This is a genomic window from Aeromonas sp. QDB54 (assembly GCF_027707385.1).
Lineage (GTDB): Bacteria > Pseudomonadota > Gammaproteobacteria > Enterobacterales > Aeromonadaceae > Aeromonas > Aeromonas hydrophila.
This window is the reverse complement of the sequence record NZ_JAPCIT010000008.1, coordinates 109,538-135,226: the sequence shown is the minus strand read 5'-3', so window position 1 is coordinate 135,226 and position 25,689 is coordinate 109,538. Positions and strand designations below refer to the sequence as shown.

Here is a 25,689-nt window from a genome sequence, read left to right as displayed (position 1 = left end):
GATTGGCCAGTATATGCCATGGCGCCGTACCTTGAAGAGGGTGATGCGTACCAATACGTGCGCCGCGGCAAAAGGATCACCGGCGCCGTATCAAAGAGAGTTCAGTGACTGGCGACCAGCAACCCGCTCAGCAGGGAGAGCGCCGGCTGGTTGTCTTCCGCCGCCACCAGCCACTGCTTCTGCTCCACCGGGATCGGCAGCACCTCCAGCCAGCGCTGGGCCACCCAGCTGGCATCACCCCAGTCGGGGTTGCGATAGAGGGCCGCGTATTCCGGGTAGTCCTCGAACACCTCCTGCAGCGCCCTGGCCAGCGAGTGCTGGTCGGCATTGAGCCGGCCGGTGCGCCAGGGGGGCAATTGCTCCACCTCCCCGATCCGCAAGCCGTCTGCCTCCTGCCACAGATCGGTGATCCTGACCCGCTCCATGCCGAGCACTGTGATGCCGAGCAGGCCGTCCGGCAGTTGATCGAAGTCGACGATCCGCACCCGGGTGGCGATGGGGTACATGTTGCGCAGCGCATCGGGCTGGCGGGGATCCAGCATGCAGAGGGCGAAGCCCTGATCTCCCGCCTGGGCGATCATGCGCTGGTATCTGGGCTCGAAGATGCGCAGCGGCATGATGCCGCCGGGCAGCAGATGGGCCGAGAGGGGAAACAGCGCCAGTTTCATCGACAGATTCCTCGGTAAAAGGTCCCTGTTGATACGACCGTGCCGACGGGGCAGATCATTCAGAACGAGTTGGAATAAAAAACCCCTTAACAATCAGGGGAAAATAGCCTGGACAAGCCGCTTCGATATGCAGTAGAAATGGATAAGCACCACAATTTCCGTCCAATATTCTGGATTACGGTGCCAAATGCAGTGAAATATCCGCCCGTCCAACTCCGGCGGGCCGTCCCTATAGTTTTCTCGGGCCGATGCGGGTAAAATTCACGCCCTTATATATCAGTCATTTTTCGACGCGCAACCTTGGTGGTCAGTTATGAAAGAGCATATTCATCATCTACTTGAACAAACGGTAGCCAATCTGAAGTCAGCGGGCGTCCTGCCGGCGGACCTGGAAGCCCGCGTGCAAGTAGACCGATGCAAGGAGAAGGCTCACGGCGACCTGGCCACCAACCTGGCCATGCTGCTGGCCAAACCGGCCCGCAAGAATCCCCGTGAGCTGGCCGCTGCCATCATCGAGCACCTGCCCGCCTCCGATCTGATCGCCAAGGTCGAGATCGCCGGCCCCGGCTTCATCAACTTCTTCTTCGACCCGAGCTGGCTGGCCGACCAGGTGGAGGCCATGGTCGCCTCTGCCAACGCCAACGTGAAGCTGCCGGCGCCGCAGACCGTGGTGGTGGACTACTCCGCCCCCAACGTGGCCAAGGAGATGGCGGTGCACCACATCCGTTCCACCGTTCTCGGTGACGTGGCCGCCCGCGCGCTGGAGTTCCTCGGCCACAAGGTGGTGCGTGCCAACCACATCGGCGACTGGGGTACCCAGTTCGGCATGCTGATCGCCTATCTGGAGAAGATGGCCAACGAGCACGCCTCCGACATGGAGCTGCGCGATCTGGAAGCCTTCTACACCCAGGCCAAGCGCCACTACGACGAAGACGAAGCCTTCGCCGAGCGCGCGCGCAACTACGTGGTCAAGCTGCAGGGCGGCGATGAGTACTGCCGCACCATGTGGAAGAAGCTGGTCGACATGACCATGGAGCAGAACCAGCGCAACTACGACCGCCTGAATGTCTCCCTGACCAACAAGGACATCATGGGCGAGTCCATGTACAACGACATGCTGCCGGAGATCGTCGCCGATCTGAAAGCGCGCGGCCTGGCGGTCGAGAGCGAAGGCGCCACCGTCGTCTTCCTGGACGAGTACAAGAACAAGGATGGCGAGCCCATGGGCGTCATCATCCAGAAGAGCGATGGCGGCTTCCTCTACACCACCACCGACATCGCCTGTGCCAAATACCGTTACGAAACCCTGGGCGCCGACCGGGTGATGTACTTCATCGACTCCCGTCAGCACCAGCACCTGATGCAGGCCTGGACCATCACCCGCAAGGCGGGCTATGTGCCGGAATCCGTACCGCTCGAGCACCACGCCTTCGGCATGATGCTGGGCAAGGACGGCCGTCCCTACAAGACCCGTTCCGGCGGTACCGTCAAGCTGGTCGAACTGCTGAACGAAGCCGAAGAGCGCGCCAGCGCCCTGCTGGAGAGCCGCAACAGCGACCTCTCCGCCGAAGAGAAGGCCCAGGTGGTGCACGCCATCGCCATGGGCGCGGTCAAGTATGCGGATCTCTCCAAGAACCGTACCACCGACTACATCTTCGACTGGGATCTGATGCTCTCCTTTGAAGGCAACACGGCGCCGTACCTGCAGTACGCCTACACCCGTATCCAGTCCATCTTCCGCAAGGCCGGCGTCGATGCCGACACCCTGAGCGGTCATGTGATCCTCAGCGAGGAAGCGGAAGAGGTGCTGGCCCAGAAGCTGATCCAGTTCTCCGACGCGGTCAACGGCGTGGCGGACAAGGGCATGCCGCACCTGCTCTGTACCTATCTGTACGAGCTGTCCGGCAACTTCATGACCTTCTACGAAGCCTGCCCGATCAACAAAGATGGCGTCGACGAAGCGACCCGTCAGAGCCGTCTGCTGCTGTGCGCCGCCACCGCCAAGGTCCTCAAGCTGGGTCTGGGCGTACTGGGCATCCACACCCTGGAGCGCATGTAATAGATGGCGACCCGGGATTATGTCGGCAGCCGCCCGCGACGTCGGGCGGGTGGTCGCAACACCAAGAAAGCGGCACCTCGCCGCTTTCCTGTTATCCCGGCCCTGCTGGCCGGGGCGCTGCTGGCAGGGTTCGGCGGCTTCCTCTACACCATCAGTGGCAAGGGTCATGATGCCCCGACCATCGAAGAGCAGGTGAAAGCCAACAAGCCCAAGGCACAGAACAACGGTCTGCCGCAGGAGAAGTGGAGCTATATCGAACGGCTGGAGAACAAGCAGGTCGATATCACCGAGCCGCCGCCCCAGCCGGGCGTGCTGCCACCACCGCCGGCGGAAACCATGACCCTGCAGCCGGAGAAGCTGCCGCAACCGGTGCCGACCGACATTCCCCAGCCGGGTACCCCCATCGGTCAGGTACAGCCCTACAAGCCGCAACCGGTACAACCGGCCAAACCGGCCACCGGCGCACCGGTGGCCAGTGCCCAGGAGCAGGTGATCGACCGCAAGGCCGAACGGGATCGGATGGAGCGGGAGCTGCGTGCCGAACTGGAGCGGGAACGAGCCGAAGCCGCCAAGGCCAAGGCGGCGACCCCGCCCGCGACGGCCGACAACGAACGCTACATGATGCAGTGCGCCGCGCTGCGCTCGCAGGATTCCGCCGAATCGCTCAAGGCGCGCATCGCCTTCACCGCCGGGCTATCTTCCAGCCTGCAGGTGGTCAACGGAGCCGGTGGCGCCGTCTACAAGGTGATGGTCGGTCCCTTCAGCGGCAAGGCGGCGGCCGATGCGGCCAACCGCAAGCTGCAGGGCTCCGGCATCAGCGGCTGCATCCCCAAGAAGGGCTGATCGCAGCATTCATACCACAGGGCCGGGTGGCAACACCCGGCCCTGTTTCTTTTGGTGCCAGTTGCCACCGCGCCTCTCCCGCCCCGTTGGTCGCTCCACACCGCAGGCTTGAAAAGCCGGTTTGCCATCCCCATCTTTCTTGCCATGCACAGTCAGGCCGTCATTCGGCTCAAGCGAGGTAAGTAAAGTGACTACCATAGTTTCAGTTCGCCGCAACGGTCAGGTCGTCATCGGTGGCGATGGCCAGGTTTCCCTTGGCAACACCGTCATGAAGGGCAACGCCCGCAAGGTTCATCGCCTCTACAACGGCAAGGTACTGGCTGGTTTCGCCGGCGGCACCGCCGACGCCTTCACCCTGCTCGAGCGCTTCGAAGCCAAACTGCAGGCCCATCAGGGCAACCTGGAGCGCGCCGCCGTGGCGCTGGCCAAGGACTGGCGCACCGATCGCGCCCTGCGTCGCCTCGAAGCCCTGCTGGCCGTCGCCGACGAGCACAAATCCTTCATCATCACCGGCAACGGTGACGTGGTGCAGCCGGAGCACGATCTCATCGCCATCGGCAGCGGCGGCAACTTTGCCCAGTCCGCCGCCATCGCCCTGCTGGAGAACACCGAGCTCGACGCCAAGAGCATCGTCGAGAAGTCCCTCAAGATTGCGGGCGACATCTGTGTGTTCACCAACGGCAACCACACCATCGAAGTGCTGGATTATTCAGCTAAATAAGTCGGCGAAATAGGGCCGCCAAATAAGGCCGCCAGCCAAACCCCATTTTCCAAGGGGTGGGCCCTGCCCGCCCCGGATACAGGAACGCCATCATGTCCGAGATGACCCCGAGAGAAATCGTCCACGAGCTGGATCGCCACATCATCGGCCAGGCCGACGCCAAGCGCGCGGTCGCCGTCGCCCTGCGCAACCGCTGGCGCCGGATGCAACTCGATGAAGAGATGCGCCATGAAGTGACCCCGAAAAACATCCTGATGATCGGCCCGACCGGTGTCGGCAAGACCGAGATCGCCCGTCGTCTGGCCAAGCTGGCCAACGCCCCCTTCATCAAGGTGGAAGCAACCAAGTTCACCGAAGTGGGCTATGTCGGCAAGGAAGTGGACAGCATCATCCGCGATCTGACCGATGCCGCCATCAAGCTGGTGCGCGAAACCGAGATGGAGAAGATGAAATACCGCGCCGAGGAAGCCGCCGAAGAGCGCATCCTCGACGCCCTGCTGCCCAACCCGCGCAACAGCTGGGGCGAGGAAGAGAAAGCCGACAACTCCAACACCCGCCAGATCTTCCGCAAGAAACTGCGGGAAGGTCAGCTGGATGACAAGGAGATCGAGCTGGAGCTCTCCGCCTCGCCGATGGGCGTCGAAATCATGACCCCGCCGGGCATGGAAGAGATGGCCAACCAGTTGCAGGGGCTGTTCCAGAACCTGGGCCAGAACCAGAAGAAGAAGCGCAAGATCAAGGTCAAAGAGGCCATGAAGGCGCTGATCGAAGAGGAAGCAGCCCGTCTGGTCAATCCGGAAGAGCTGAAGCAGAAAGCGATCGCCGCGGTCGAGAACAACGGCATCGTCTTCCTCGACGAGATCGACAAGATCTGCAAGCGTGGCGAGAGCTCGGGCCCCGATGTATCCCGTGAAGGGGTACAGCGCGACCTGCTGCCGCTGGTTGAAGGCTGCACCGTCAACACCAAGCACGGCATGGTCAAGACCGACCACATCCTGTTTGTCGCCTCCGGCGCCTTCCAGATCGCCAAGCCGTCTGACCTCATCCCCGAGCTGCAGGGCCGCCTGCCGATCCGGGTCGAGCTGACCGCGCTGACCACCGATGACTTCGAGCGGATCCTGACCGAGCCGAACGCCTCGCTGACCGATCAGTACCAGGCGCTGATGGCTACCGAAGGGGTCAAGATCGAGTTCACCAAGGATGGCATCCGCCGTCTGGCCGAAGCGGCCTGGCAGGTCAACGAGCGCACCGAGAACATCGGCGCCCGCCGCCTGCACACAGTGATGGAGCGCCTGATGGAAGACATCTCCTACGACGCCTCCGAGAAGTCCGGCGAGACCTTCGTCATCGATACCGACTACGTCAACGCTCACCTCGGCAAGCTGATTGAAGACGAGGATCTGAGCCGCTTTATCCTGTAAATCGAGAACGAGGAGCTGAGCGATTTAATATCCTGTAAGCGAACCGCTCAATCTCATCACAAGACGCCTCCCCTGTGGAGGCGTCTTTGTTTTCAGCCACCTCCCGACTCGCAGCCTGCCCGGATCGTGCCGTCCGGCGTACGGCACTGGTCTCTTCCCGCCAGCCAGAGCGCGGCCAGCAGCAACACGCCGCTCAGGGCGAAACTGGCCTGCATGGCGAAGTGCAGCTCGCTGGCACTGGCGACGGCAGGATCGCCCCCTCCCGCCAGGCTGGCAAACAGGGCGCCGAGCCCGGCCGCCCCCGTCAGCTGACCCAGATTGCGCGCCAGGGTCAGCAACCCGGCCACAGCCCCGCGGGCCTGTCCGCCGCTGCCACCCATCACGGCGCTGTTGTTGGCGGTCTGAAACAGGGCGTAGCCGGCGGTCAGCAACAGGATCGGCAGCAGATAGCCGAGCGGGCCAAGGGCTGGGCTGAGCACCGCCAGCAAGGCCGCGGCGGCGCTCATCAGCAGCAATCCCAGCCGCACCACTGTGATGGCGCCGACCCTGTCCACCAGCCAGCCGGCGGGCAGCCCGGTCAGCGCCGCCAGCAGGGGCCCGCCCGAGATGAGCAAGCCACTGGTGAGCGGGTCGAGCCCGAATGTCCCCTGCAAATAGAAGGGGCCGATCAGCAGGGTCAGCACCATGATGCCGGCCACCAGTGCACTGGCCGCCAGACCACCGCGCAGCCGACGGGTACCCAGCAGCGCCAGCGGCAACAGGGGGGCGGCAGCGCCCAGCTCGCTGCGCACCAGCCAGGCGGTGGCCAGCAGCGCCCCGCCCCCCAGCCAGAGGGCCAGCGCCCCCGTCGAGGTGAGGGCCAGCCCGTAGCAGAGCAGCGCCACCAGCAAGAGCGACAGACTCGCCAGATTGAGCCTCTCTCCCTCTGTACACGCCGCATCCCGAGGCAGACCGAACAGGCCACAGACCAGCGCCAGCAGGCCGATCGGCAGCAGCGCGAGAAAGGCCGGCTGCCAGCCGGCAACATCCAGCAGCAGACCGCCAAACGAGGGGCCGAGGGCCGTGCCGCAGGCCGAGAGGGTACCGAGCAGCCCCATGCCCCGGCCACGCCGGGCCGGCGACACCAGCTGGCCCACCATGGCCAGCGACAGCACCAGCATGCAGGCCGCTCCTCCCCCCTGCAGCACCCGGGCTGCAAGCAGCCAGCCGATGGTCGAGGCCTGCGCGCAGAGCAGGCTGGCCAGCACAAACAGCCCCATGCCCCAGAGCAGCAGGCGGCGCCGGCCGAACCTGTCCCCCAGCCGGCCCGCCACCACCGTCAGGCAGGTGAGCCCCAGCAGATAGGCCACCAGCACCCACTGCAAGCTGGCGAAGGGAACGGCAAAGTCCGCGCCCAGTGCCGGCAGCAGCATGCTGGCCATGCTCCCAGCCAGCATGGGCAACAGGGTGGCGAGACCAAGCGCCAGCAGACCGAGGCGGCGTGCAGCGGGAGTTAAAACGCGGGTGAAGGATGACATGATCCGGGCTCCACAAAGGGGTGATGACGACAAGGCTAGTGGGGCCGGTGAACAGGCGGAAGACGCACCCGTTGCAATTTATCAATGCACCAGACGCCATATGAGGGGGCCCGTTCTCGGGTATGATGAAGCAGGCACCTTGCTCCCACCTCGATGAAGGCATGCACATGAGCACTCCCGACCTCAACCTGCTGATCACCCTGGATGCCCTGCTGGACGAAGGCAGCGTGGCGGGCGCGGCCAGACGACTGGGCTTGAGCCTCTCCGCCATGAGCCGGGCCCTGGCCAGGCTGCGGGAGACCACCGGCGACCCGCTGCTGGTGCGGGCTGGCCGCGGCCTGGTACCCACTCCCAGGGCGTTGCTGCTGCGCGAGCAGGTCGGCCGGCTGGTGCAGGAGGCCGAGGAGGTGCTGCGCCCCCGGCTGGAGGTCGACCCGGCGCGGCTGGAGCGCACCTTCACCCTGCGCGCCAGCGAGGGGCTGGTGGAACTGTTCGGCGCCGCCCTGCTGAGCCGGCTCGCCGCCGAGGCGCCGGGGGTGCGGCTGCACTTTCTGGCCAAACCCGACAAGGAGAGCGGCCCCCTGCGCAGCGGCGAGCTGGATTTCGAGACCGGGGTCATCAGCGCCACCACGGCACCCGAGTTGCGTACCCAGGCGCTGTTTCAGGACCACTTCGTCGCCGTGCTGCGCCCGGGTCATCCACTGTGCGACGGCCCGCTGACCGCCAGCCGCTATGCCGAGGCGCGTCACGTGCTGGTGTCCCGCCGCGGCCAGCCCCACAGCCCGGTCGATGAGGCGCTGACCAAGCTGGGGTTGACCCGCACCGTCGCCACTCTGGTCCCCGGCTTTGCCACCGCGCTGGCACTGGTGCGCGGCAGCGATCTGGTGGCTACGGTGCCGGAGCATCACTGCGCCGCCCTGCTGGGCGATCTGGTTGCACGGCCCCTGCCCTTCACCCTGCCCGGGATCCGGGTCGCCCTGCTCTGGCATCCCCGGCTGGACGCGGATCCGGCCCACCGCTGGCTGCGCACCCTCATCCGCGACATCTGCGCCCAGCGCCCCTACCACCCCCTGCCGTAGGCCCCTCGTCTTGCCAAACTGCCAATGAAGGAATCTTTCACGTCTTTTGGCGGTACGGGCATTGCTTTACGTGGTCAGCCAGGCCGCCCCTGCTGCTGTGGTCCCGATCCGCATTCCGCCACCAATTGCACTACTGGTATACCCATTTCTGTATAGCTTTGAATTATCAGGAATTACCCCTGAGGGGATATATAAATAGACACTTGATTTGCATCAATCGTCTGCCCCTGCCGACTGGGTAGCCTAGCCTCAGAATGATGTTTTATTACTCCAAACTTGAGGCAACTATGAGCAAAGTCAGACTGGTCGTTGTGGGCAACGGCATGGTGGGGCACCGCTTCATCGAAGAGCTGATCGAGCGAGCCGACCCGGGCCGCTACGAGATCACCGTCTTCGGTGCAGAACCCCGTCCCGCCTACGATCGCGTCCATCTCTCCTCCTACTTCTCCCATCACACCAGCGAAGATCTCTCCCTCGTCAAACCCGGCTTCTACGACAAGCACGGCATCCGCCTGCTGCTCGGCGAAGCGGTGAAAAAAATCGACAGGGCCAACCGCGAAGTGCACTCAAACAAGGGCACCGTGGTCGAGTACGACAAGCTGGTGCTGGCCACCGGCTCCTACCCCTGGGTGCCGCCCATCCAGGGCAGTCAGCACCATGAGTGCTTCGTCTATCGCACCATCGAGGATCTGAAAGCCATTCGCAGCGCCGCCAAGAGCGGCAAGAGCGGGGTGGTGATCGGGGGTGGTCTGCTTGGCCTCGAAGCCGCCGGTGCCCTCAAGGCACTGGGCCTCGAGACCCACGTGGTGGAGTTTGCGCCGGTACTGATGGCCGAGCAGCTCGATGGTCAGGGTGGCCAACTGCTGCGCCGCAAGATTGAATCCATGGGCGTGCAGGTGCACACCAGCAAGAGCACCAGCGAGATCCTGATGCACGGCGGCCGCGACGCCCAGCACCGCCTCGCCTTCGCCGACGGTAGCCAGCTGGAAGTAGACGTGGTGGTCTTCTCCACCGGCATCCGCCCGCAGGACACCCTGGGCCGTTACTGTGAACTGGCCATTGCCGACCGTGGCGGCGTGCTGATCGACGATCACTGCCTCACCTCCGACCCCGACATCTACGCCATCGGCGAGTGCGCCGCCTGGCAGGGCCGCTTCTTCGGGCTGGTGGCGCCGGGATACAAGATGGCCCAGATCACCGTCGACCATCTGCTCGGCGGCGACAGCCGTTTCGAGGGGGCGGACATGAGCGCCAAGCTCAAGCTGCTCGGCGTCTCCGTCGGCTCCATCGGTGATGCCCACGGCCGCACCCCGGGCAGCCACAGCTATGTGTTCCAGGATGACCAGGCCGGCGTCTACAAGAAGATCGTGGTGAGCGAAGACAACAGCCGCCTGCTCGGTGCCGTGCTGGTGGGTGACGTGGAAGATTACGGCAACCTGCTGCAGATGATGCTCAACGCCCTGCCGCTGCCGAGCCACCCGGACACCCTGATCCTGCCCGCCTACGCCGGTGCCAAACCGACCCTGGGGGTGGATGCCCTGCCGGAAAGCGCCCAGATCTGCTCCTGCTTCGACGTCTCCAAGGGTGACATCGCCAAGGCGGTGGCCGAGGGTCACACCACCCTGGCCGCCATCAAGCAGCACACCAAGGCCGGCACCGGCTGTGGCGGCTGCGTGCCGCTCATCAGCCAGGTGCTCAACGCCGAGCTGGTGAAGCAGGGCATCGAGGTCAACAACCACCTCTGTGGCCACTTCCCCTACTCCCGTCAGGAGCTGTTCCACCTGGTCAAGGTGGAAGGGATCAAGAGCTTCGACGAGCTGCTGGCCAAGCACGGTCACGGCCATGGCTGCGAGGTGTGCAAACCGACCGTCGGCTCCATCCTGGCCTCCTGCTGGAACGACTATGTGCTGAGCCCGCTCAACACCCAGCTGCAGGACACCAACGACATCTTCCTCGGCAACATGCAAAAGGACGGCAGCTACTCCGTCATCCCGCGCATGGCCGGCGGCGAAGTGACCCCGGAAGGGCTGCTGGCGGTGGCCGAAGTGGCCCGCGACTACAAGCTCTACACCAAGATCACCGGCGCCCAGCGCATCGGCCTGTTCGGGGCCCAGAAGGATGATCTGCCCGCCATCTGGCGCAAGCTGCTGGCGGCCGGTTTCGAGACCGGTCAGGCCTACGCCAAGGCGCTGCGCATGGCCAAGACCTGCGTCGGCAGCACCTGGTGCCGCTTCGGCGTGCAGGACAGCGTCGGCCTCGGGGTCTTCCTCGAGAACCGCTACAAGGGTATTCGCACCCCCCACAAGATGAAGTTCGGCGTCTCCGGCTGTACCCGCGAATGCGCGGAAGCTCAGGGCAAGGACGTCGGCATCATCGCCACCGACGCGGGCTGGAACCTCTATGTAGGCGGCAACGGCGGCATGAAGCCGCGTCACGCCGATCTGCTGGCCTCCGATCTCGACCGCGAGACGTTAGTCCGGTTGATAGACCGCTTTATGATGTTCTACGTCACCAGCGCCGACAAACTGCAGCGCACTTCGGTCTGGCTCGGCAATCTGGAAGGGGGCGTCGACTACCTGCGCGAGGTGATCGTCAACGACAAGCTGGGGCTGGCCGACACCCTGGAGCGCGATATCCAGACCCTCATCGACAGCTACGAGTGCGAATGGTCGCGCACCCTCAACGAAGAGGAAGCGCTCAAGCGTTTCAGCCACTTCATCAACAGCGACAAGCGCGATCCGGACGTTCAGTTCGTCAGCGAACGCGACCAGCACCGACCGGCCACCCCGGCCGAGCGCATCCCCGTCTACCAGATCGAGGTGGAGACCAAATGATGAAATTAGCCTGCCAACTCAACGACATCCTGCCTGGCACCGGCGTCTGCGCTCTGCTCGAGGGGCGTCAGAATATGCCTGTTTCGCTCGATGTGGAGGTTCAATCATGAAATTAGCCTGCCAACTCAACGACATCCTGCCGGGAACCGGTGTCTGCGCACTCATTGAGGGTCGCCAGATCGCCCTGTTCCGCCCGAGCGCGGCGGCCGAGGTGTTCGCCATCGACAACCGGGATCCCTTCTTCGCCGCCAACGTGCTGTCGCGCGGCATCGTAGGCGAACACGAGGGTGAGCTCTGGGTCGCCAGCCCGCTCAAGAAGCAGCACTTCCGTCTGCGCGACGGCCACTGCCTCGAGAACGCCGCCATGTCGGTGCAAAGCTATCCCGTTGAAGTACGCGACCAGCAGGTCTGGGTTGCCGTCTAACACCATGCATATCAGGGCTACCCGCGGGCGGCCCTCTTGAAGGAAACAAAGATGTATACCGAAACCATCAACAAGTGCGCCGCCAACGCGGCCCGCATCAATCGCTTCGAGCGCAGCGACAAGCTCGGCTTCTGGCTCAGCTCCGCCATGGCGGGGGCCTATGTTGGCCTTGGCATCATCCTCATCTTCACCCTCGGCAATCTGGTGGATCCGAGCATCCGTCCGCTGGTGATGGGGGCCACCTTCGGCATCGCCCTGACCCTGGTCATCATCGCCGGCTCCGAGCTGTTCACCGGCCACACCATGTTCCTCACCTTCGGGGTGAAGACCGGCAAGATCGCCATGGCCGACCTGCTGCGCATCCTACCGCAGACCTGGGCTGGCAACCTGCTCGGCTCCATCGCGGTGGCGCTGATCTACTCCTACGGCGGCAGCCTGCTGCCGGACGCGGGCAGCCTGGCGCACAAGGTGGCGCTGGCCAAGACCCAGGCACCGGCGCTGACCCTGTTCATGAAGGGCGTGCTGTGCAACTGGCTGGTCTGCCTCGCCATCTGGATGGCGCTGCGCACCGAGGGTGCCGCCAAGTTCATCGCCATCTGGTGGTGCCTGCTGGCCTTCATCGCCTCCGGCTACGAGCACTCGGTCGCCAACATGACCCTGTTCGCCCTCTCCTGGTTCGGTGCCCATTCCGAGGCCTACACCCTGGGTGGCATCGGCCACAACCTGCTGTGGGTGACCCTGGGCAACACCGTCTCCGGCGCCCTCTTCATGGGCCTCGGCTACTGGTATGCCACCCCCAAGGCTGAGCGCCCGGTCGCGGTGAGCGAGACCACCACCACTGCCAGCCAGACCCAAACCGCCTGATCAGGAGGCCCCATGGACTACTTGCCCATCTTTTGCCGACTCGACAACAAACCCGTGCTGCTGGTCGGCGGCGGCGAGGTAGCGGAGCGCAAGGCGCGTCTGCTGCTGGATGCCGGTGCCCAGCTCACCGTGGTCGCGCCCGAGCTCGACCCCGAGCTGGCGGAACTGGCTGCCAACGGCAGCATCGAGTGGCTGGCCGGTGAATTCGCGCCGCAGCAACTGACGGGCAAGTGGCTGGTGGTGGCCGCCACCGATCGGCGCGAGGTGAACGCCCTGGTATACCAGAGCGCCAATCAGGCGCGGATCTTCGCCAACGTGGTGGATGACCCGAAACGCTCCAGCTTCATCATGCCGTCGATCATCGACCGCTCGCCGCTGATGGTGGCCATCTCCTCCGGCGGCAAGGCCCCGGTGCTGGCCCGCTTACTGCGGGAAAAACTCGAAGCCATGCTGCCGCAACATCTGGGCGCCGTCGCGGCCTTCGCCGGCAGCCTGCGGGATCGGGTCAAGGCCCGCTTCGCCAGCATGGGCGAGCGGCGCCGCTTCTGGGAACGGCTGCTCGGGGCGGATCGGCTCGGGCAGGCACTGGCACGGGGCGATAGCGCCTCTGCCAATCAGCTGGCCGACAGCCTGTTTGCCGACGAAAGCCAGACCGGTGGCGAGGTGGTACTGGTGGGGGCCGGCCCCGGCGATCCGGGCCTGCTCACCCTGCACGCCCTGCGCCAGATGCAGCAGGCGGACGTGGTGGTCTATGACCGGCTGGTCTCCGACGAGGTGATGGCGCTGGTGCGCCGCGATGCCAAGCGCATCTTCGTCGGCAAGCAGGCGGGCAATCACTGCGTGCCGCAGGAGGGGATCAACCAGCTGTTGCTGGACGAAGCGAAGAAGGGGCAGCGGGTGGTGCGGCTGAAGGGAGGCGACCCCTTCATCTTCGGCCGTGGCGGCGAGGAGCTGGAGACGCTGGTGGGCAGCGGCATCGGCTTTCAGGTGGTGCCGGGGATCACGGCGGCCAGCGGCTGCGCCGCCTACGCCGGCATTCCGCTGACCCACCGCGATCACGCCCAGAGCGTGCGCTTCGTCACCGCCCACGGCAAAGGGGGCCCCCAGGATCTCGACTGGCCGCTGCTGGCCAAAGACAAACAGACCCTGGTGTTCTACATGGGGCTCTCCTCCTGCGCCACCATCCGCGAGCAGCTGCTGACCCACGGCAAGGCGGGTGACACCCCGGTAGCGCTGATCGAGCGCGGCACCCAGCCAAGCCAGCGGGTCATTCGCGGCACCCTCGATCAGTTGCCCGAACTGGCGGTGGGGGTCGAGAGTCCGGCCCTCATCATGGTGGGATCTGTGGTGACCCTGGCGGATCAGCTTGCCTGGTTCGGGCAAGGATGCGCCGCTGACGCGGCCCTGGCCTCGGCCTGATCGCGGCATCCATTCCAACGCCACCCTCGGGTGGCGTTCCTTTTTCTGCATTTACTGTCATAACCTCTTGTTTTGAGTCTGGTATCCTATGGGGTGTGTCAGCCGGACCACCGAATTCAGGAATTCTGCTTCATGTCCCTCCCCGCCAAGAACAGCGCCAAACAGCGTGAACAAGACAGATCGCGCATTCTCACCCTGCTGCTGGCCGATGATGCCCTCACCGACAGCCTGCTCGACCCGCAAGGGGTGCAGGACGCCACCCTGCGGGATCAGACCAGCGAGCTCACCCGGCTGGTCAACAGCCTGCCCGCCGCCGATATCGCCGATGCGCTGGAATCCCTGCCGCCGGACGAGCGTCACGTGCTGTGGCAGCAGGTGGACGAGGAGAAGCACGGCCAGATCCTGGTCGAGGCGTCGGAGACGGTGTGGGACAGCCTGATCAGCGGCATGAGCGACAAGGAGCTGCTGCACGCCCTGCGCACCCTCGACATCGACGATCAGATCTATCTGGGCCAATACCTGCCCCGCAACCTGATGGGGCGGCTGCTCACCTCCATGGCCCCGGCCCAGCGCGACCGGGTGCGGGAGGTGATCCGCTACGGCAAGCACACGGTCGGCGCCATGATGGACTTCGAGCTCATCACGGTACGGGCCGAGGTGAGCCTGGCCACGGTGCAGCGCTACCTGCGCCTGCGCGGCAAGATCCCCGCCAACACCGACAAGCTGTTCGTCACCGACCGGCGCAACCGGCTGCAGGGGGAGCTGCCGCTCACCACTGTGCTGCTGCACAGACCCGAGACCCTGGTGCGCGACGTGATGGAGAAGGATCCGGTCACCTTCGATCCGGAAGACAACGATGAGGCCGCCGCCCGCACCTTCGAGCGGGACGACCTGGTCTCCGCCGCCGTCATCGACGGCCGTGGCAAGCTGATGGGCCGGCTCACCGTCGCCGAGGTGGTGGATCTGGTCTATGAGGAGAGTGACACCGACCTGCGCCGGATGGGGGGGATCAGTGAAGAGGAGGACGTGTTCGCGCCCGTCTCCAAGGCGGTCAAGACCCGCTGGGCCTGGCTCGCCATCAACCTCTGCACCGCCTTCGTGGCATCGCGGGTGATCGGTCTGTTCGAGCACACCATCTCCCAGCTGGTGGCGCTGGCCGCGCTGATGCCCATCGTCGCCGGCATCGGCGGCAACACCGGCAACCAGACCATCACCATGATAGTGCGGGCGCTGGCGCTGCAGCATATCCAGACCGGCAACGTCTCCTTCCTGCTGTGGCGCGAGCTGGGGGTGGCCCTGATCAACGGCCTGGTGTGGGGCGGCACCATGGGGGTGGCCACCTACATCCTCTATCAGGATGCGGCACTGGGTGCCGTCATGACGCTCGCCATGATGCTCAACCTGCTGGTGGCGGCGCTGATGGGGGTCATCATCCCCATGACCATGAGCCGGCTGGGCCGCGATCCGGCGGTGGGGGCCAGCGTGATGATCACCGCCATCACCGACACCGGCGGCTTCTTCATCTTCCTGGGGCTGGCCACCCTGTTCCTGCTTTAATCCGCTTAGCAATAAAAAGGGAGCCTTTATGGCTCCCTTGTTCATTTGGCGCGGCCGCTACACCCGGTATTTGGCCACCGCCTGGTTGAGCAGCTTGGCCTGCTCGGTCAGGCCGTGGCTCGACTTGGCGTTCTCCTCCGCCATCAGGCTCGACTCCTGGGCGATGTCGCGGATGTTGTTGACGTTGCGGTTCACCTCATTGGCCACCAGGCTCTGCTGCTCGATGGCGGCGGCAATCTGGGTGCTCATGTCCATGATGTGGGTGACGTCCTGGGTGATCTGCTCCAGCAGTTCGCCCGCCATGCTGGCCTGCTCCGAGCTGCTGTTGCCCTGCTCGCGGCAGGTCGCCATCATGCCCACTATGTTGCCGGTCTGCTTCTGCAGCGAGCTGATGATACCGGCGATCTCCTGGGTCGACTTCTGGGTGCGGATGGCGAGGCTACGCACCTCGTCCGCCACCACCGCAAAGCCGCGCCCCTGATCCCCCGCCCGCGCCGCCTCGATGGCCGCGTTGAGAGCCAGCAGGTTGGTCTGCTCGGCGATGCCGCGGATCACGTCCAGCACAGAGCCGATGGTTTCGCTCTCCTGCTGCAGCTGGGCCACTTCGCGGGAGGAGTTCTCCAGATTGTCGGCCAGGGAGCGGATCTGGCTGACGGTGTTCTCCACCGCACTGCGTCCCTCCATCGCCTTGTTGTTGGTGGTCTGGGCATTGTTGGCGGCCTGCTCGGTGTTGCGGGCAATCTCCTCTATGGTGGAGCCCATCTCGGTGGAGGCGGTCGCCACCATGTCGGTCTCCTGCAGCTGGCGAGCGGCCCCCTCGCTGGTACGACGGACGTTGCCGGAGAGGTGATCCGCCGCCTCGGTCAGGGTGTGCACGCTCTGCTTCACGTCGCCGATGAGGTGGCGAAAGCCCCCCAGCATCACATCCAGATTGCCTGCCAGCTGGGCCATCTCGTCCGCCCCCTGCAGCTCTATCTTGAGACGCAGGTCGTTGTCTTGCCGGATGCGGTTGACGGTGTCGTTCACCCGCGAGATGGGGCGGTCGATGCTGCGCCCCAGCAGCATGCTCATGATGCCAATCAGCACTATGATGATGCCGCCGCAAACCAGCATCAGGGTATTGAGGCGCGAAGTCTGCCGCACCAGCTCGTCGGCGATGTGCTTGCCGACGGCGGTAAAGCCCTGCTCGGTCTGATGCACCAGGCCCCGCATCTCATTGCGCAGCCCCTCATCTTCACTCAGTCCCAGCACTTGCATGCCCTGCACCAGCGCGACGAAGTCCTGCCGGTACTGCTCGCTGGCCTGCTCCAGCTTGCCGCGATCAGCCTCCGGCAAGGTTGCCAGTCGCTGCTGGAAATCCTTGTGCAGAGTCTGGAAGCGCTCCAGATACTGGATGTCGGAGCGCAGCATGAAGTCTTTCTCCGCCCGCCGCAGCTGCAACATGGTGATGAGCAGCCCCTGTTCATCCAGCTGCTTGAGCCCCTCTTCCACCTGATGCACCGCGGTTCTCAAACGCCCGTAGAGGCCGTCTTCCGGCCCCAGCCCGATGATTTGCTGCTGGGCCACCAGATCGTTGAAGGCCTTGCCATAGGCCCCCATCTGCTGATCCAGCCGGGTCAGCTCGCCCTGCACGGCGCTGAGGTTGTCATCCTGACCCAGGGTCTGGTTGAGCTGGTGAAAATTGGCCAGCACCTCGTTGAAGCGGGTCACGAAGGCCGGATCCTTGCGGATCAGGAAATCCTTCTCGGCCCGTCGCAGGTTGAGCATGGCGATCTCGAGCCCGTCCACGTTGCGCTGGGCCTCGGTCAGATGGCGACTCACCTGGTTGGAGTAGAGAAACAGGCCGCTCAATACCAGCATGGCAACGGCGACCAGCGCGGTATTCAGGATCAATTTATGACGGATCAGCACGATGAACCTCTCACAAGCACGGGATGGACTGCATTGAGCTTATGCGGAAAACGTTATCCCCGTTGTTGTTCAAGGAATATTCATTGAAATGCCGGTCCCACTCCTTATACTGGATCCCACCTGTTTCCAGCGGTGGATTTGACACAATGGAATACAACACTTCAGAACTGTGCGACATCTATCAGGACATGGTGGATGTGCTCGAACCCATGCTCTGCTCCTTCGGCGGCCGCGCCTCTTTCGGCGGCGTCATCACCACAGTAAAATGCTTCGAATCAAACGGCCTGATCCGTGAACTCGTCAAAGAGAACGGCGTCGGTCGGGTGTTGCTGATCGACGGCGGTGGCTCCATGCGCCGCGCCCTGATCGACAGCGAGATCGCCACCACGGCGGCCGAGAACGAGTGGGAAGGGATCGTCTGCTACGGCTGCGTGCGCGAGGTCGACATTCTGGAAGATCTGGATATCGGCATTCAGGCGCTGGCAGCCATTCCGGTGGGAGCCGACAGCAAGGACGTGGGCGAGACCGATCTGCCGGTCAACTTCGGCGGCGTCACCTTCCTGCCGGACGACCACCTCTACGCCGATACCACAGGGGTGATCCTCTCCCCCGATGCACTCGACATCGAGTAAGCAGAGCAGAGTGAAAATGGGAGCCAAGGCTCCCATTTTTTATGCCCGTCGCTGGCCGAAAACACGCAAAAAAAGAGGGCCAGTAAAAACTGGCCCCTTAACTGGAAGCAATGTGAGCAATGTCGTGCCTTCACAAGAAGTCCATCACGTTGGAACGAATGAAGTCTTTCCCGGAAAACAAGGTAACAATAATCATTCTCATTTAACTTGGCAACTCTTATTTGCCAAAAATGCAAAAAAATTGACCACCCATGGGGGTGGTCAATCTCGTCAGGCTTGCCGTGTGGCCGTTTGCAGGCCGGCCAATCCGGCCTCGCCCACCAGCTTGCGGCTGAGATAACGCAGCAGCACGCCGTAGAGCGGCACAAACAATCCCAGGCTTATCAGCAGCTTGAATACGTAGTCCACGGTAGCAATCTCGACCCAGTGCTCGGCCATGAAGGGATCCGTGCTGCGCCAGAAGGCGATGGTGAAGAAAGCGATGGTGTCCACCAGATTGCCGAACAGGGTGGAGGCAGCCGGTGCCACCCACCATGCCTTGAGCAGCCGCAGCCGGTTGAACACCACCACGTCCATGAACTGGCCCACCAGATAGGCCATAAAGCTGGCCAGAGCGATGCGCGCCACGAACAGATTGAATTCGGCCAGGTTGCCGACGCCCTGGAAGCTGCCCTCGAAGAACAGCACCGACAGGGCATAGGAGATGGCCAGCGCCGGCAGCATCACGGTCTGGATGATCTTGCGCGCCAGACCGGCACCAAAGATCCGCACCGTCAGGTCGGTGGCCAGAAAGATGAACGGGAAACTGAAGGCACCCCAGGTAGTGTGGAAGCCGAAGATGGTGATCGGCAGCTGCACCAGGTAGTTGCTGCTGGCAATGATCAGGATGTGGAACAACGAGAGGCGCACCAGCGCCGTCTGGTGCTGAGCAGGGGTCAGATTCATATTGTGACCTTTTTGGTTAATGGGGTTAGGGAACCCATACCGCCACCATTGGCGATAATTGAGGGGCGAGATTATACGCCCCCACACTGATAGTTCAATCTTTATGCGGTTGCTTGAGGCTGCGGCGCCTGCTCAGCCCTGATGCTGACGGGCCAGCCAGAGCAGCACCTCGGCATCGGCCGGCTGCTCCACCGCCAGCCAGCAGCCGCTGTAGTGTTCGTATTCGAGCCGAAAGCGGCTCCCCTCAAACTCCAGCAACCAGCTGTGACGATCGGCGCCGCACTCCCGCTCGAGCACCACCAGCTCCCACTCCTGCAACAGAGCCTCGGCCAGGGTCGGAAAGCTGTCCCAGTCGAGCGCGGGGTTCACCAGCATCACCACCCCGGCGTCTCTGTCTATCTGCGCGATATGCCAGTTCATCTGCGGCTCCTCAACTGCTGCAAGAGAGCTCGCCACCGCAATACCATGCTGGTTGTGGAGTAGCGAGATCCTCGTATTCGGGTTGCTCATCATAGGGGTGCTGCAGGGCCGAAAACAGTCGCTCGAACGGTGCCATGTCGCCCTGTTCGGCGGCCTCGATCACCCGCTGGGCCAGCGCGTTGCGCAGCACATACTTGGGGTTGACCGCATCCATCAGCCCCTTGCGCACACCATCCTCGCTCCCTTCCCGGGCCAGGCGCGCCCGATAGGCCTCAAGCCACCCTTGCCAGGCGGCAGGATCCGGCAGCAGGGCCAGCAGGCTGGCGGGCCACGCTCCCTCTCGCGTCACTTCACCGAGACGGCGCAGGAACAGGTGGTAATCCACCCCGTGCGCCGCCAGCAGCCGGAACAACTCGCGAAACAGCGCCGGATCGTCGTCTTCCCACACCGCCAGCCCCAGTTTGGCGCGCATCAGTTCCGAGTAGTGCAGCATCAACTGGTGTTCGTACTGGGCCAGGGCCGCAGCCAGCGCGTCCCCATCGACGTGGTCGGCCAGCGCCTGCGCCAGCTTTTGCAGGTTCCAGTAACCGACCGCCGGCTGCTGATCCAGCGCATAGCGGCCGCCCGGATCCGAGTGGTTGCAGACAAAGTCCGGCACATAGGCATCGATGAAACCGTAGGGGCCGTAATCCAGGGTCAGCCCGAGCAGCGACATGTTGTCGGTGTTCATCACACCATGGCAGAAGCCTGCCGCCTGCCACTTGGCGATGAGCCGCGCGGTGCGGCGCACCACTTCGGCAAACAGCTCGGCACCATCGGCCAGCTCGGGGAAATGGTGGCGCAGCAGATAGTCGATAAGGGTCGGGATCCGCTCCCCCTGCCCGCTCCAGGCGAAATACTCGACATGGCCGAAGCGCAGATGACTCGGGGCTGTACGCAGCACGGTCGCACCTGTCTCCACCTGTTCGCGGTAGACCGGCTCCTGACTGCCCACCAGCACCAGAGCCCGGGTGGTGGGGATGCCGAGGGCATGCAGTGCCTCGGAGGCGAGGTACTCGCGAATGCTGGAGCGGAGCACGGCGCGGCCGTCGCCGAAACGGGAGAAGGGGGTCTTGCCCGCCCCTTTCAGGTGCAGGTCCCAGCGGCTGCCATCCGGCGCCTGCTGCTCTCCCAGCAACAGGGCACGGCCATCGCCAAGACGCGGGCTGTAGCCGCCGAACTGGTGGCCCGCATAGACCTGGGCTACCGGCTGCATACCCGGCAAGGGCTGCCCATGGCCACAGCAGGCCAGCCAGTCGGCCTCGCTCACCGCCCCCAGCCCCAGCTCGCCGAGCAGCGCACGGTTGAGGTGCAGCAGGCCGGGAGCATACAGTGGCTGGGGCGCGACGGGCTCGCAGGCCCAGGGCAGTTCGGTGGCAAAAGTGTTGATCAGCTTCATGGTGGTGCGATTCGTCCCTGCGTATGCTCGTGTCACTCTTTATACCGCCGTCGGCCAGCACTGGCTAACGGACGATGCGCTATTTCATTTCAAGGAGAAGAAGATGCAAAGATGGTTGGGCGCCCTGCCCCTGTTGCTGTTGTTGTGGGGGCCGGCCCAGGCGGCCGATGTCGAGGCAGGCAAGGCCAAGGCCGCCGTTTGCGCCGCCTGTCACGGGGTTGAAGGCAAGGCTCTTATTCCCAACTATCCCCATCTGGCGGGACAAAACGCCGCCTATCTGGTGAAACAGCTGAAGGCCTTCAAGGATGGCAGCCGCAAGGAGCCTTTGATGGTACCCTTCATGGCGCCGCTCACCGATGCGGACATGGAGAACCTGGCGGCCTATTACGCCAGCCTCAAATAAGCTGGCGCGCCCGGCAGACGAGCGCCGCCCGGTGCAACTTCGCCAACATTTTACCGACGGCAGTAGTCGATGATCAGGTCCATAAAGGCTTCGCCGAAGCGTTCCAGCTTGCGGTGACCCACGCCGTTGACCGCCAGCATTTCCGCCTCGGTCATCGGCATCAACTGCGCCATCTCGACCAGGGTGGCGTCGTTGAACACCACGTAGGGCGGCACCTCTTCATCCTCGGCGATCTGCTTGCGCAGGGCGCGCAACTCCTTGAACAGCCGCTTGTCGTAGTTGGCGTTGTCGAGCAGGCCGTTGCGCTTCTCCTTGCGGCTGGAGATGGGCTGCAGGCGCGGCACCGCCAGATCCAGCTTCACCTCGCCGCGCAGCACAGGGCGGGCCGCCTCGGTCAGTTGCAGCACCAGGTTGCGGGTGATGTTCTGGGTCAGCAGCCCCTTGTGGATCAGCTGGCGGATGACGCTCATCCAGTACTCGTGGCTCTGATCCTTGCCGATGCCGTAGGTCGACAGCTTGTCGTGGCCGTGGTCCTTGATGCGCTGGTTCAGCGACCCGCGCAGCACCTCCACCACATAACCCACCCCGAAATTCTGCCCCACCCGCCAGACGCAGGAGAGCGCCTTCTGGGCATCTTCGGTGCCGTCGTAGCTCTGGGGCGGGTCGAGGCAGATGTCACAGTTGCCGCACGGCTTGTCGTTGTACTCGCCGAAGTAGTTGAGCAGCACCTGCCGGCGGCAGGTCTGAGCCTCGGCGAAGGCCGCCATCACGTTGAGCTTGTACTGCTCCACCTGCAACTGCTGGGGGTTTTCGATGTTGTCGAGCAGCCGGCGCACCCGGCCGATGTCGGCTGGATCGTACAGCAGCAGCGCCTCGGCCGGGGTGCCGTCGCGGCCGGCCCGGCCGGTCTCCTGATAGTAGGATTCGATGTTCTTGGGGATGTCGTAGTGCACCACGAAGCGCACATTGGGCTTGTCGATGCCCATGCCGAACGCCACCGTCGCCACCACTATCTCGATGTCGTCCTTGAGGAAGGACTCCTGAGTGCGCTGGCGCAGCTCGAGCGGCAGGCCGGCGTGATAGGGCGCCGCCTTGCAGCCGTGGCGGGAGAGCCGCTCGGCCACCTCTTCCACCCGATTGCGGCTGGAGCAGTAGACGATGCCGCAGTTGCCCTTCTGGCTCTGCACATAGCGCAGCAGCTGCTCCGCCGCCTTGAACTTCTCCACCAGGCTGTAGCGGATATTGGGCCGATCGAAGCTGGCGGTATGGATAAAGGGGTCGTGGAGTTCCAGCCGATGCAGCATGTCGCTGCGGGTCGCCTCGTCGGCGGTGGCGGTGAGCGCCACCACGGGCACCTGCGGGAACCACTGCTTGAGCCGGCCCAGCGCCGCGTATTCCGGTCGAAAATCGTGTCCCCACTGGGAGACGCAGTGCGCCTCGTCGATGGCAAACAGGCCGAGCGGCAGCTCCGCCAGCCGATCCATGAACTCGTGCTGCAGCAGGCGTTCGGGGGAGACATAGACGATTTTTATCTCGCCGCGCCGCATGGCGGCAAAGTTCTGGATCATCTCCTCCCGGCTGAGGGCCGAATTGATGTAGACCGCCGCCACGCCGTTGGCGCGCAGGCTGTCCACCTGATCCTTCATCAGCGAAATGAGGGGAGAAACCACCACCCCGAGCCCAGGACGCAACAGCGCCGGGATCTGGTAGCAGAGCGACTTGCCGCCACCGGTCGGCTTGAGCACCAGCGCATCACGCCCCGCCACGATCTGCTCGATGATTTCGAGCTGGCCCGGCCGGAATTGCTGATAGCCGAACACCGCCTGCAGCAGGGCAAGCGGATTCTCTGGCTGGGGGTCAGGCAGGGTTTCGGCAATGGCGGTCATGGGCTCTCCTTTGGGGTCGCCATTCTAAAGCAGCCGCCGCCCACAATAAACCTGCCATTGCGACTGTTAAGGAAGTGTTGCAGACTGGCTGGAGTTTTTACTCGGTCGTACTGCCAGGGATCGGACTCAAGGAATGAAACAGATGCTCAAGAAGATGGCGCTCAGTGGCATTGCCAACCTGTTCGCCGAGAGGATGCCGTTCAACAAGCTGATCGGCATGCAGGTGACGCACTACGACTTCGACAAGGTAGAGCTGCGCATCAAGATGGAGGAGAAGCTGATCGGCAACCCCTTCCACAACATCCTGCACGGCGGCGTCACCGCCAGCCTGCTCGATGTGGCCGGCGGCATGATAGTCGCCGCCTCCTGCATCGACGAGCTGGAAGACTTCTCCCCCAGCTATCTCAAGGAGCGCTTCTCCCGCCTTGGCACCATCGATCTGCGGGTCGACTACCTGCGACCGGGGCGCGGCAACGAGTTCATCGCCACCGCCCACATCATCCGGGCCGGCAGCAAGGTCGCGGTTGCCCGCATGGAACTGCACAACGAAGAAGGGACTCATATCGCCTTCGGCACCGGCACCTACCTGGTGGGCTGAGCCAGCCTATTGCATAAAAACCACGCTGCTAATCTGATTTTAATCATTAGAAACCTTACCCCCTCTGCCGCCACCGGGTTCATACTGAAAGTCGGGATTGTGTGCAGAGGGAGGATTGCAGGCGATGAGTGCGAAACTGGCCACCAAACCATCCAGAGCCTTGTTGAGGCAGCTCGAGTCCATGCTCGACGAGGTGCAGACACCCGAGTGTCGCCACTGGCTGGAACAGGAGCTTGAGGGATACTCTCTCTGTTCGCCCCTGCCCTGGTATCGCATCATAGCCTGTCGGCAACGCGGTCACTTCTTGGACCTGAAGACGGGAAAATACCTGACCTGTCATATCAACAGTCAAACGCTAAGCCAACGCGATCTGGCCCAAATTCAGTTCATCTATGCCCGTGAACCCGCCGCCCACTATTTGCTGCAACGCAATTCCGGTATTGAGCCCTGGCCAGAACAGCTGCTGGAAGATTATCAGGAGCAGCTGATCCCCGGCCATCTATGCCTGCAAGCCTGGCATGAGCCCGTGTCTTCATTACGTGAACAACTGATGGAGGGAATCGAACATTTCATTAGTGAGTACCCCAAGCACGCGGCCTTGCAACCTCAGCACGGCTTCAAGGCATTGCGGCATCAGCACTGGCATATCTAACAGGCGCCTGGCGCGCAAGGAGGGCACCATAGACAGAACCCAATCAGAGATTGCCACAATCTAGAGTGCCGGAGTCAGGATCAGACTCCACCCTGGGCCACCGAGCGGTGGCCCTTTTATTGCCCAGCGCCGGGCAACGGAACTGACGAGATGGATGGAACAGAGGAACAGAGGAGCAGAGGAGCAGAGGAGCAGAGGAGCAGAGGAGCAGAGGAGCAGAGGAGCAGAGGAGCAGAGGAGCAGAGGAGCAGAGGAGCAGAGGAGCAGAGGAGCAGAGGAGCAGAGGAGCAGAGGAGCAGAGGAGCAGAGGAGCAGAGGAGCAGAGGAGCATTGCAGTTACCCTAGCAAGCCGCCAGCCTGAATATCGCCCTCCACTTGCGCGAACGCCAAATGCGAAAAGGCCGCTCTATTGAGCGGCCTTTTCTAATGTGGTCGGTGTGAGAGGATTCGAACCTCCGACCCCTTCGTCCCGAACGAAGTGCGCTACCAAGCTGCGCTACACACCGATGTCTGCGGGACGGTAATTTACCGAAAGCCCCGACTCGACACAAGCCTTTTTTACGTTTGGAAGCAAAAAAATGCCTGTTCGCTCAACTATTCGTCAGTTCCATCCATCTTGAGCCGTCAGCGGCCAAAAAATGGCCTGGCAACGCTTATGACGAAGCGAGCTGGAATTCGGCCGGGCCGAGCAAGCGCCGACGCCAGTCAGCGACTACACCATGCTCCAGCCAGTCTGCCGCATGCTTGCGCCAGTTGGGCGAAAGAGCCGGATTTTCCAGCAGCAACAGCAGGTCAGCCTCGTTGCGCAGCTGGTTGAACAGGATGTCGGCGGTGCGCTTTACCGTGAGTTCAGGGTAGGGCCTGTCCACCAGCTCCAATCGCTCCTGCGGCATCACCATCCCCTCCTCCAGCACCCGCAGCAGCCAGCCACAGCGGCCGCTGAGCTGCATCACCTGCGACATCTGGCCATAGCCGAAACGCTGGTTGAGCTTGAAGCAGGGGGATCTGGGCTGGCTTATCTGGATCAGCGCCTCGCCGAGACGATAGACATCGCCGATACAGGCCTGCTCCTCGGTCAGCCCGACCCCGGAGAGGTTCTCGCCGAAGGCGGCCGGTTGCCAGGGGGTACGCGGGGTCGGCAGGCCCAGCGCCGTCTGCCAGTTGTGCCACCAGGGGTAGTGATCGGCGGGATAGTAGTGCAGCGCCCGATCCGGGCCGCCATGGTGGCGCTGGTCGCACTGTTCGTCGCCAGCCAGACCATTGGCACCGCACCAGAGCGGTATGGAGGTGGCTTGTTTGTGGATGGCGCTGACAAGGCCGGGAACCAGTTCGGTACCCTGGCCGCTAAAGATGGAGATCCGCATTCTCATCCTCCGGATTGACGAGAGAATGCGGATC

22 protein-coding genes and 1 tRNA gene are annotated in these 25,689 nt (G+C 63.5%); 14 read left to right on the top strand and 9 right to left on the bottom strand.

What is annotated here, in order from left to right; translation table 11 throughout:
• Positions 1–101: 101 nt before the first annotated feature.
• The gene (locus PG881_RS10210; RefSeq protein ID WP_049045479.1) at positions 102–668 is read right to left on the bottom strand and encodes an LON peptidase substrate-binding domain-containing protein; all 567 of its coding nucleotides are present in this window, start codon (positions 666–668) and stop codon (positions 102–104) included.
• Positions 669–981: 313 nt separating this feature from the next.
• Between PG881_RS10210 and argS the strand changes: the two genes are divergently transcribed.
• The 4 genes from argS (at position 982) to hslU (ending at position 5,712) form a co-directional block, all read left to right on the top strand.
• A complete protein-coding gene (gene argS / locus PG881_RS10205; protein ID WP_270799762.1) occupies positions 982–2,727 on the top strand; it encodes an arginine--tRNA ligase in 1,746 nt (581 codons plus the stop codon).
• A gap of 3 nt (positions 2,728–2,730) precedes the next feature.
• Positions 2,731–3,570, top strand: coding sequence for an SPOR domain-containing protein (locus PG881_RS10200; RefSeq protein ID WP_011707775.1), 840 nt, complete (start codon positions 2,731–2,733; stop codon positions 3,568–3,570).
• A 187-nt stretch (positions 3,571–3,757) separates the two neighbouring features.
• Positions 3,758–4,291: an ATP-dependent protease subunit HslV gene (gene hslV, locus PG881_RS10195; RefSeq protein ID WP_005306539.1), complete on the top strand. Its 534-nt coding sequence runs from the start codon at positions 3,758–3,760 to the stop codon at positions 4,289–4,291.
• A 92-nt stretch (positions 4,292–4,383) separates the two neighbouring features.
• Positions 4,384–5,712 carry an HslU--HslV peptidase ATPase subunit gene (gene hslU, locus PG881_RS10190; RefSeq protein WP_024945162.1) on the top strand — a complete coding sequence of 443 codons (1,329 nt, stop codon included), beginning with the start codon at positions 4,384–4,386 and terminating at the stop codon, positions 5,710–5,712.
• A 92-nt stretch (positions 5,713–5,804) separates the two neighbouring features.
• Here hslU and PG881_RS10185 read toward each other — a convergent pair whose 3' ends face one another.
• Positions 5,805–7,229: an MFS transporter gene (locus PG881_RS10185; protein WP_270799757.1), complete on the bottom strand. Its 1,425-nt coding sequence runs from the start codon at positions 7,227–7,229 to the stop codon at positions 5,805–5,807.
• Between the two features lie 167 nt (positions 7,230–7,396).
• On the opposite strand from PG881_RS10185, the gene PG881_RS10180 reads away from it, so the two are divergent.
• From PG881_RS10180 to mgtE, 6 genes are all read left to right on the top strand, one after another.
• On the top strand, positions 7,397–8,308 hold the full coding sequence (locus tag PG881_RS10180) for a LysR family transcriptional regulator (protein ID WP_270799755.1): 912 nt from the start codon (positions 7,397–7,399) through the stop codon (positions 8,306–8,308).
• 287 nt (positions 8,309–8,595) lie between these two features.
• Positions 8,596–11,142, top strand: coding sequence for a nitrite reductase large subunit NirB (gene nirB, locus PG881_RS10175; RefSeq protein ID WP_270799753.1), 2,547 nt, complete (start codon positions 8,596–8,598; stop codon positions 11,140–11,142).
• A 106-nt stretch (positions 11,143–11,248) separates the two neighbouring features.
• A complete protein-coding gene (gene nirD, locus PG881_RS10165; RefSeq protein ID WP_017787078.1) occupies positions 11,249–11,566 on the top strand; it encodes a nitrite reductase small subunit NirD in 318 nt (105 codons plus the stop codon).
• Between the two features lie 51 nt (positions 11,567–11,617).
• Entirely contained in the window at positions 11,618–12,430 is an 813-nt protein-coding gene (gene nirC / locus PG881_RS10160) for a nitrite transporter NirC (protein ID WP_106551519.1), read from the top strand.
• 12 nt (positions 12,431–12,442) lie between these two features.
• Positions 12,443–13,849 (top strand): siroheme synthase CysG, encoded by a 1,407-nt coding sequence (gene cysG / locus PG881_RS10155; protein ID WP_270799746.1) that lies wholly within the window; start codon positions 12,443–12,445, stop codon positions 13,847–13,849.
• A 132-nt stretch (positions 13,850–13,981) separates the two neighbouring features.
• A complete protein-coding gene (gene mgtE, locus PG881_RS10150) occupies positions 13,982–15,406 on the top strand; it encodes a magnesium transporter (protein ID WP_039213006.1) in 1,425 nt (474 codons plus the stop codon).
• Positions 15,407–15,463: 57 nt separating this feature from the next.
• Here mgtE and PG881_RS10145 read toward each other — a convergent pair whose 3' ends face one another.
• Complete coding sequence (locus tag PG881_RS10145; protein WP_017409750.1) at positions 15,464–17,317, bottom strand: methyl-accepting chemotaxis protein; 1,854 nt, start codon at positions 17,315–17,317, stop codon at positions 15,464–15,466.
• 146 nt (positions 17,318–17,463) lie between these two features.
• Here PG881_RS10145 and rraA point away from each other — a divergent pair, with 146 nt between their 5' ends.
• Complete coding sequence (rraA, locus tag PG881_RS10140) at positions 17,464–17,949, top strand: ribonuclease E activity regulator RraA (RefSeq protein ID WP_005306574.1); 486 nt, start codon at positions 17,464–17,466, stop codon at positions 17,947–17,949.
• Positions 17,950–18,219: 270 nt separating this feature from the next.
• Here the strand turns inward: rraA and PG881_RS10135 are convergent, their stop codons facing one another.
• The 3 genes from PG881_RS10135 to PG881_RS10125 all read right to left on the bottom strand — a co-directional run bounded on the left by PG881_RS10135 (position 18,220) and on the right by PG881_RS10125 (position 20,752).
• Complete coding sequence (locus PG881_RS10135) at positions 18,220–18,894, bottom strand: 7-cyano-7-deazaguanine/7-aminomethyl-7-deazaguanine transporter (protein WP_011707785.1); 675 nt, start codon at positions 18,892–18,894, stop codon at positions 18,220–18,222.
• A gap of 132 nt (positions 18,895–19,026) precedes the next feature.
• On the bottom strand, positions 19,027–19,314 hold the full coding sequence (locus PG881_RS10130) for a DUF3630 family protein (protein WP_270799741.1): 288 nt from the start codon (positions 19,312–19,314) through the stop codon (positions 19,027–19,029).
• Positions 19,315–19,324: 10 nt separating this feature from the next.
• Positions 19,325–20,752 (bottom strand): protein adenylyltransferase SelO, encoded by a 1,428-nt coding sequence (locus PG881_RS10125; RefSeq protein WP_270799738.1) that lies wholly within the window; start codon positions 20,750–20,752, stop codon positions 19,325–19,327.
• A 103-nt stretch (positions 20,753–20,855) separates the two neighbouring features.
• Between PG881_RS10125 and PG881_RS10120 the strand changes: the two genes are divergently transcribed.
• Positions 20,856–21,155 (top strand): c-type cytochrome, encoded by a 300-nt coding sequence (locus tag PG881_RS10120; RefSeq protein WP_049045451.1) that lies wholly within the window; start codon positions 20,856–20,858, stop codon positions 21,153–21,155.
• Between the two features lie 50 nt (positions 21,156–21,205).
• On the opposite strand, the gene recQ is transcribed toward PG881_RS10120, so the two are convergent.
• Positions 21,206–23,041, bottom strand: a complete 1,836-nt coding sequence (gene recQ / locus PG881_RS10115) for an ATP-dependent DNA helicase RecQ (RefSeq protein WP_011707789.1) — start codon at positions 23,039–23,041, stop codon at positions 21,206–21,208.
• A 133-nt stretch (positions 23,042–23,174) separates the two neighbouring features.
• Between recQ and PG881_RS10110 the strand changes: the two genes are divergently transcribed.
• A complete protein-coding gene (locus PG881_RS10110) occupies positions 23,175–23,639 on the top strand; it encodes a thioesterase family protein (protein WP_029306122.1) in 465 nt (154 codons plus the stop codon).
• A 124-nt stretch (positions 23,640–23,763) separates the two neighbouring features.
• A complete protein-coding gene (locus PG881_RS10105; protein WP_011707791.1) occupies positions 23,764–24,291 on the top strand; it encodes an AbiTii domain-containing protein in 528 nt (175 codons plus the stop codon).
• Between the two features lie 429 nt (positions 24,292–24,720).
• Here PG881_RS10105 and PG881_RS10100 read toward each other — a convergent pair.
• Together PG881_RS10100 and PG881_RS10095 are read right to left on the bottom strand one after the other, a co-directional pair.
• Positions 24,721–24,797, bottom strand: a tRNA-Pro gene (locus tag PG881_RS10100).
• Positions 24,798–24,944: 147 nt separating this feature from the next.
• Positions 24,945–25,655 (bottom strand): MOSC domain-containing protein, encoded by a 711-nt coding sequence (locus PG881_RS10095; protein WP_024945575.1) that lies wholly within the window; start codon positions 25,653–25,655, stop codon positions 24,945–24,947.
• Positions 25,656–25,689: the final 34 nt, after the last annotated feature.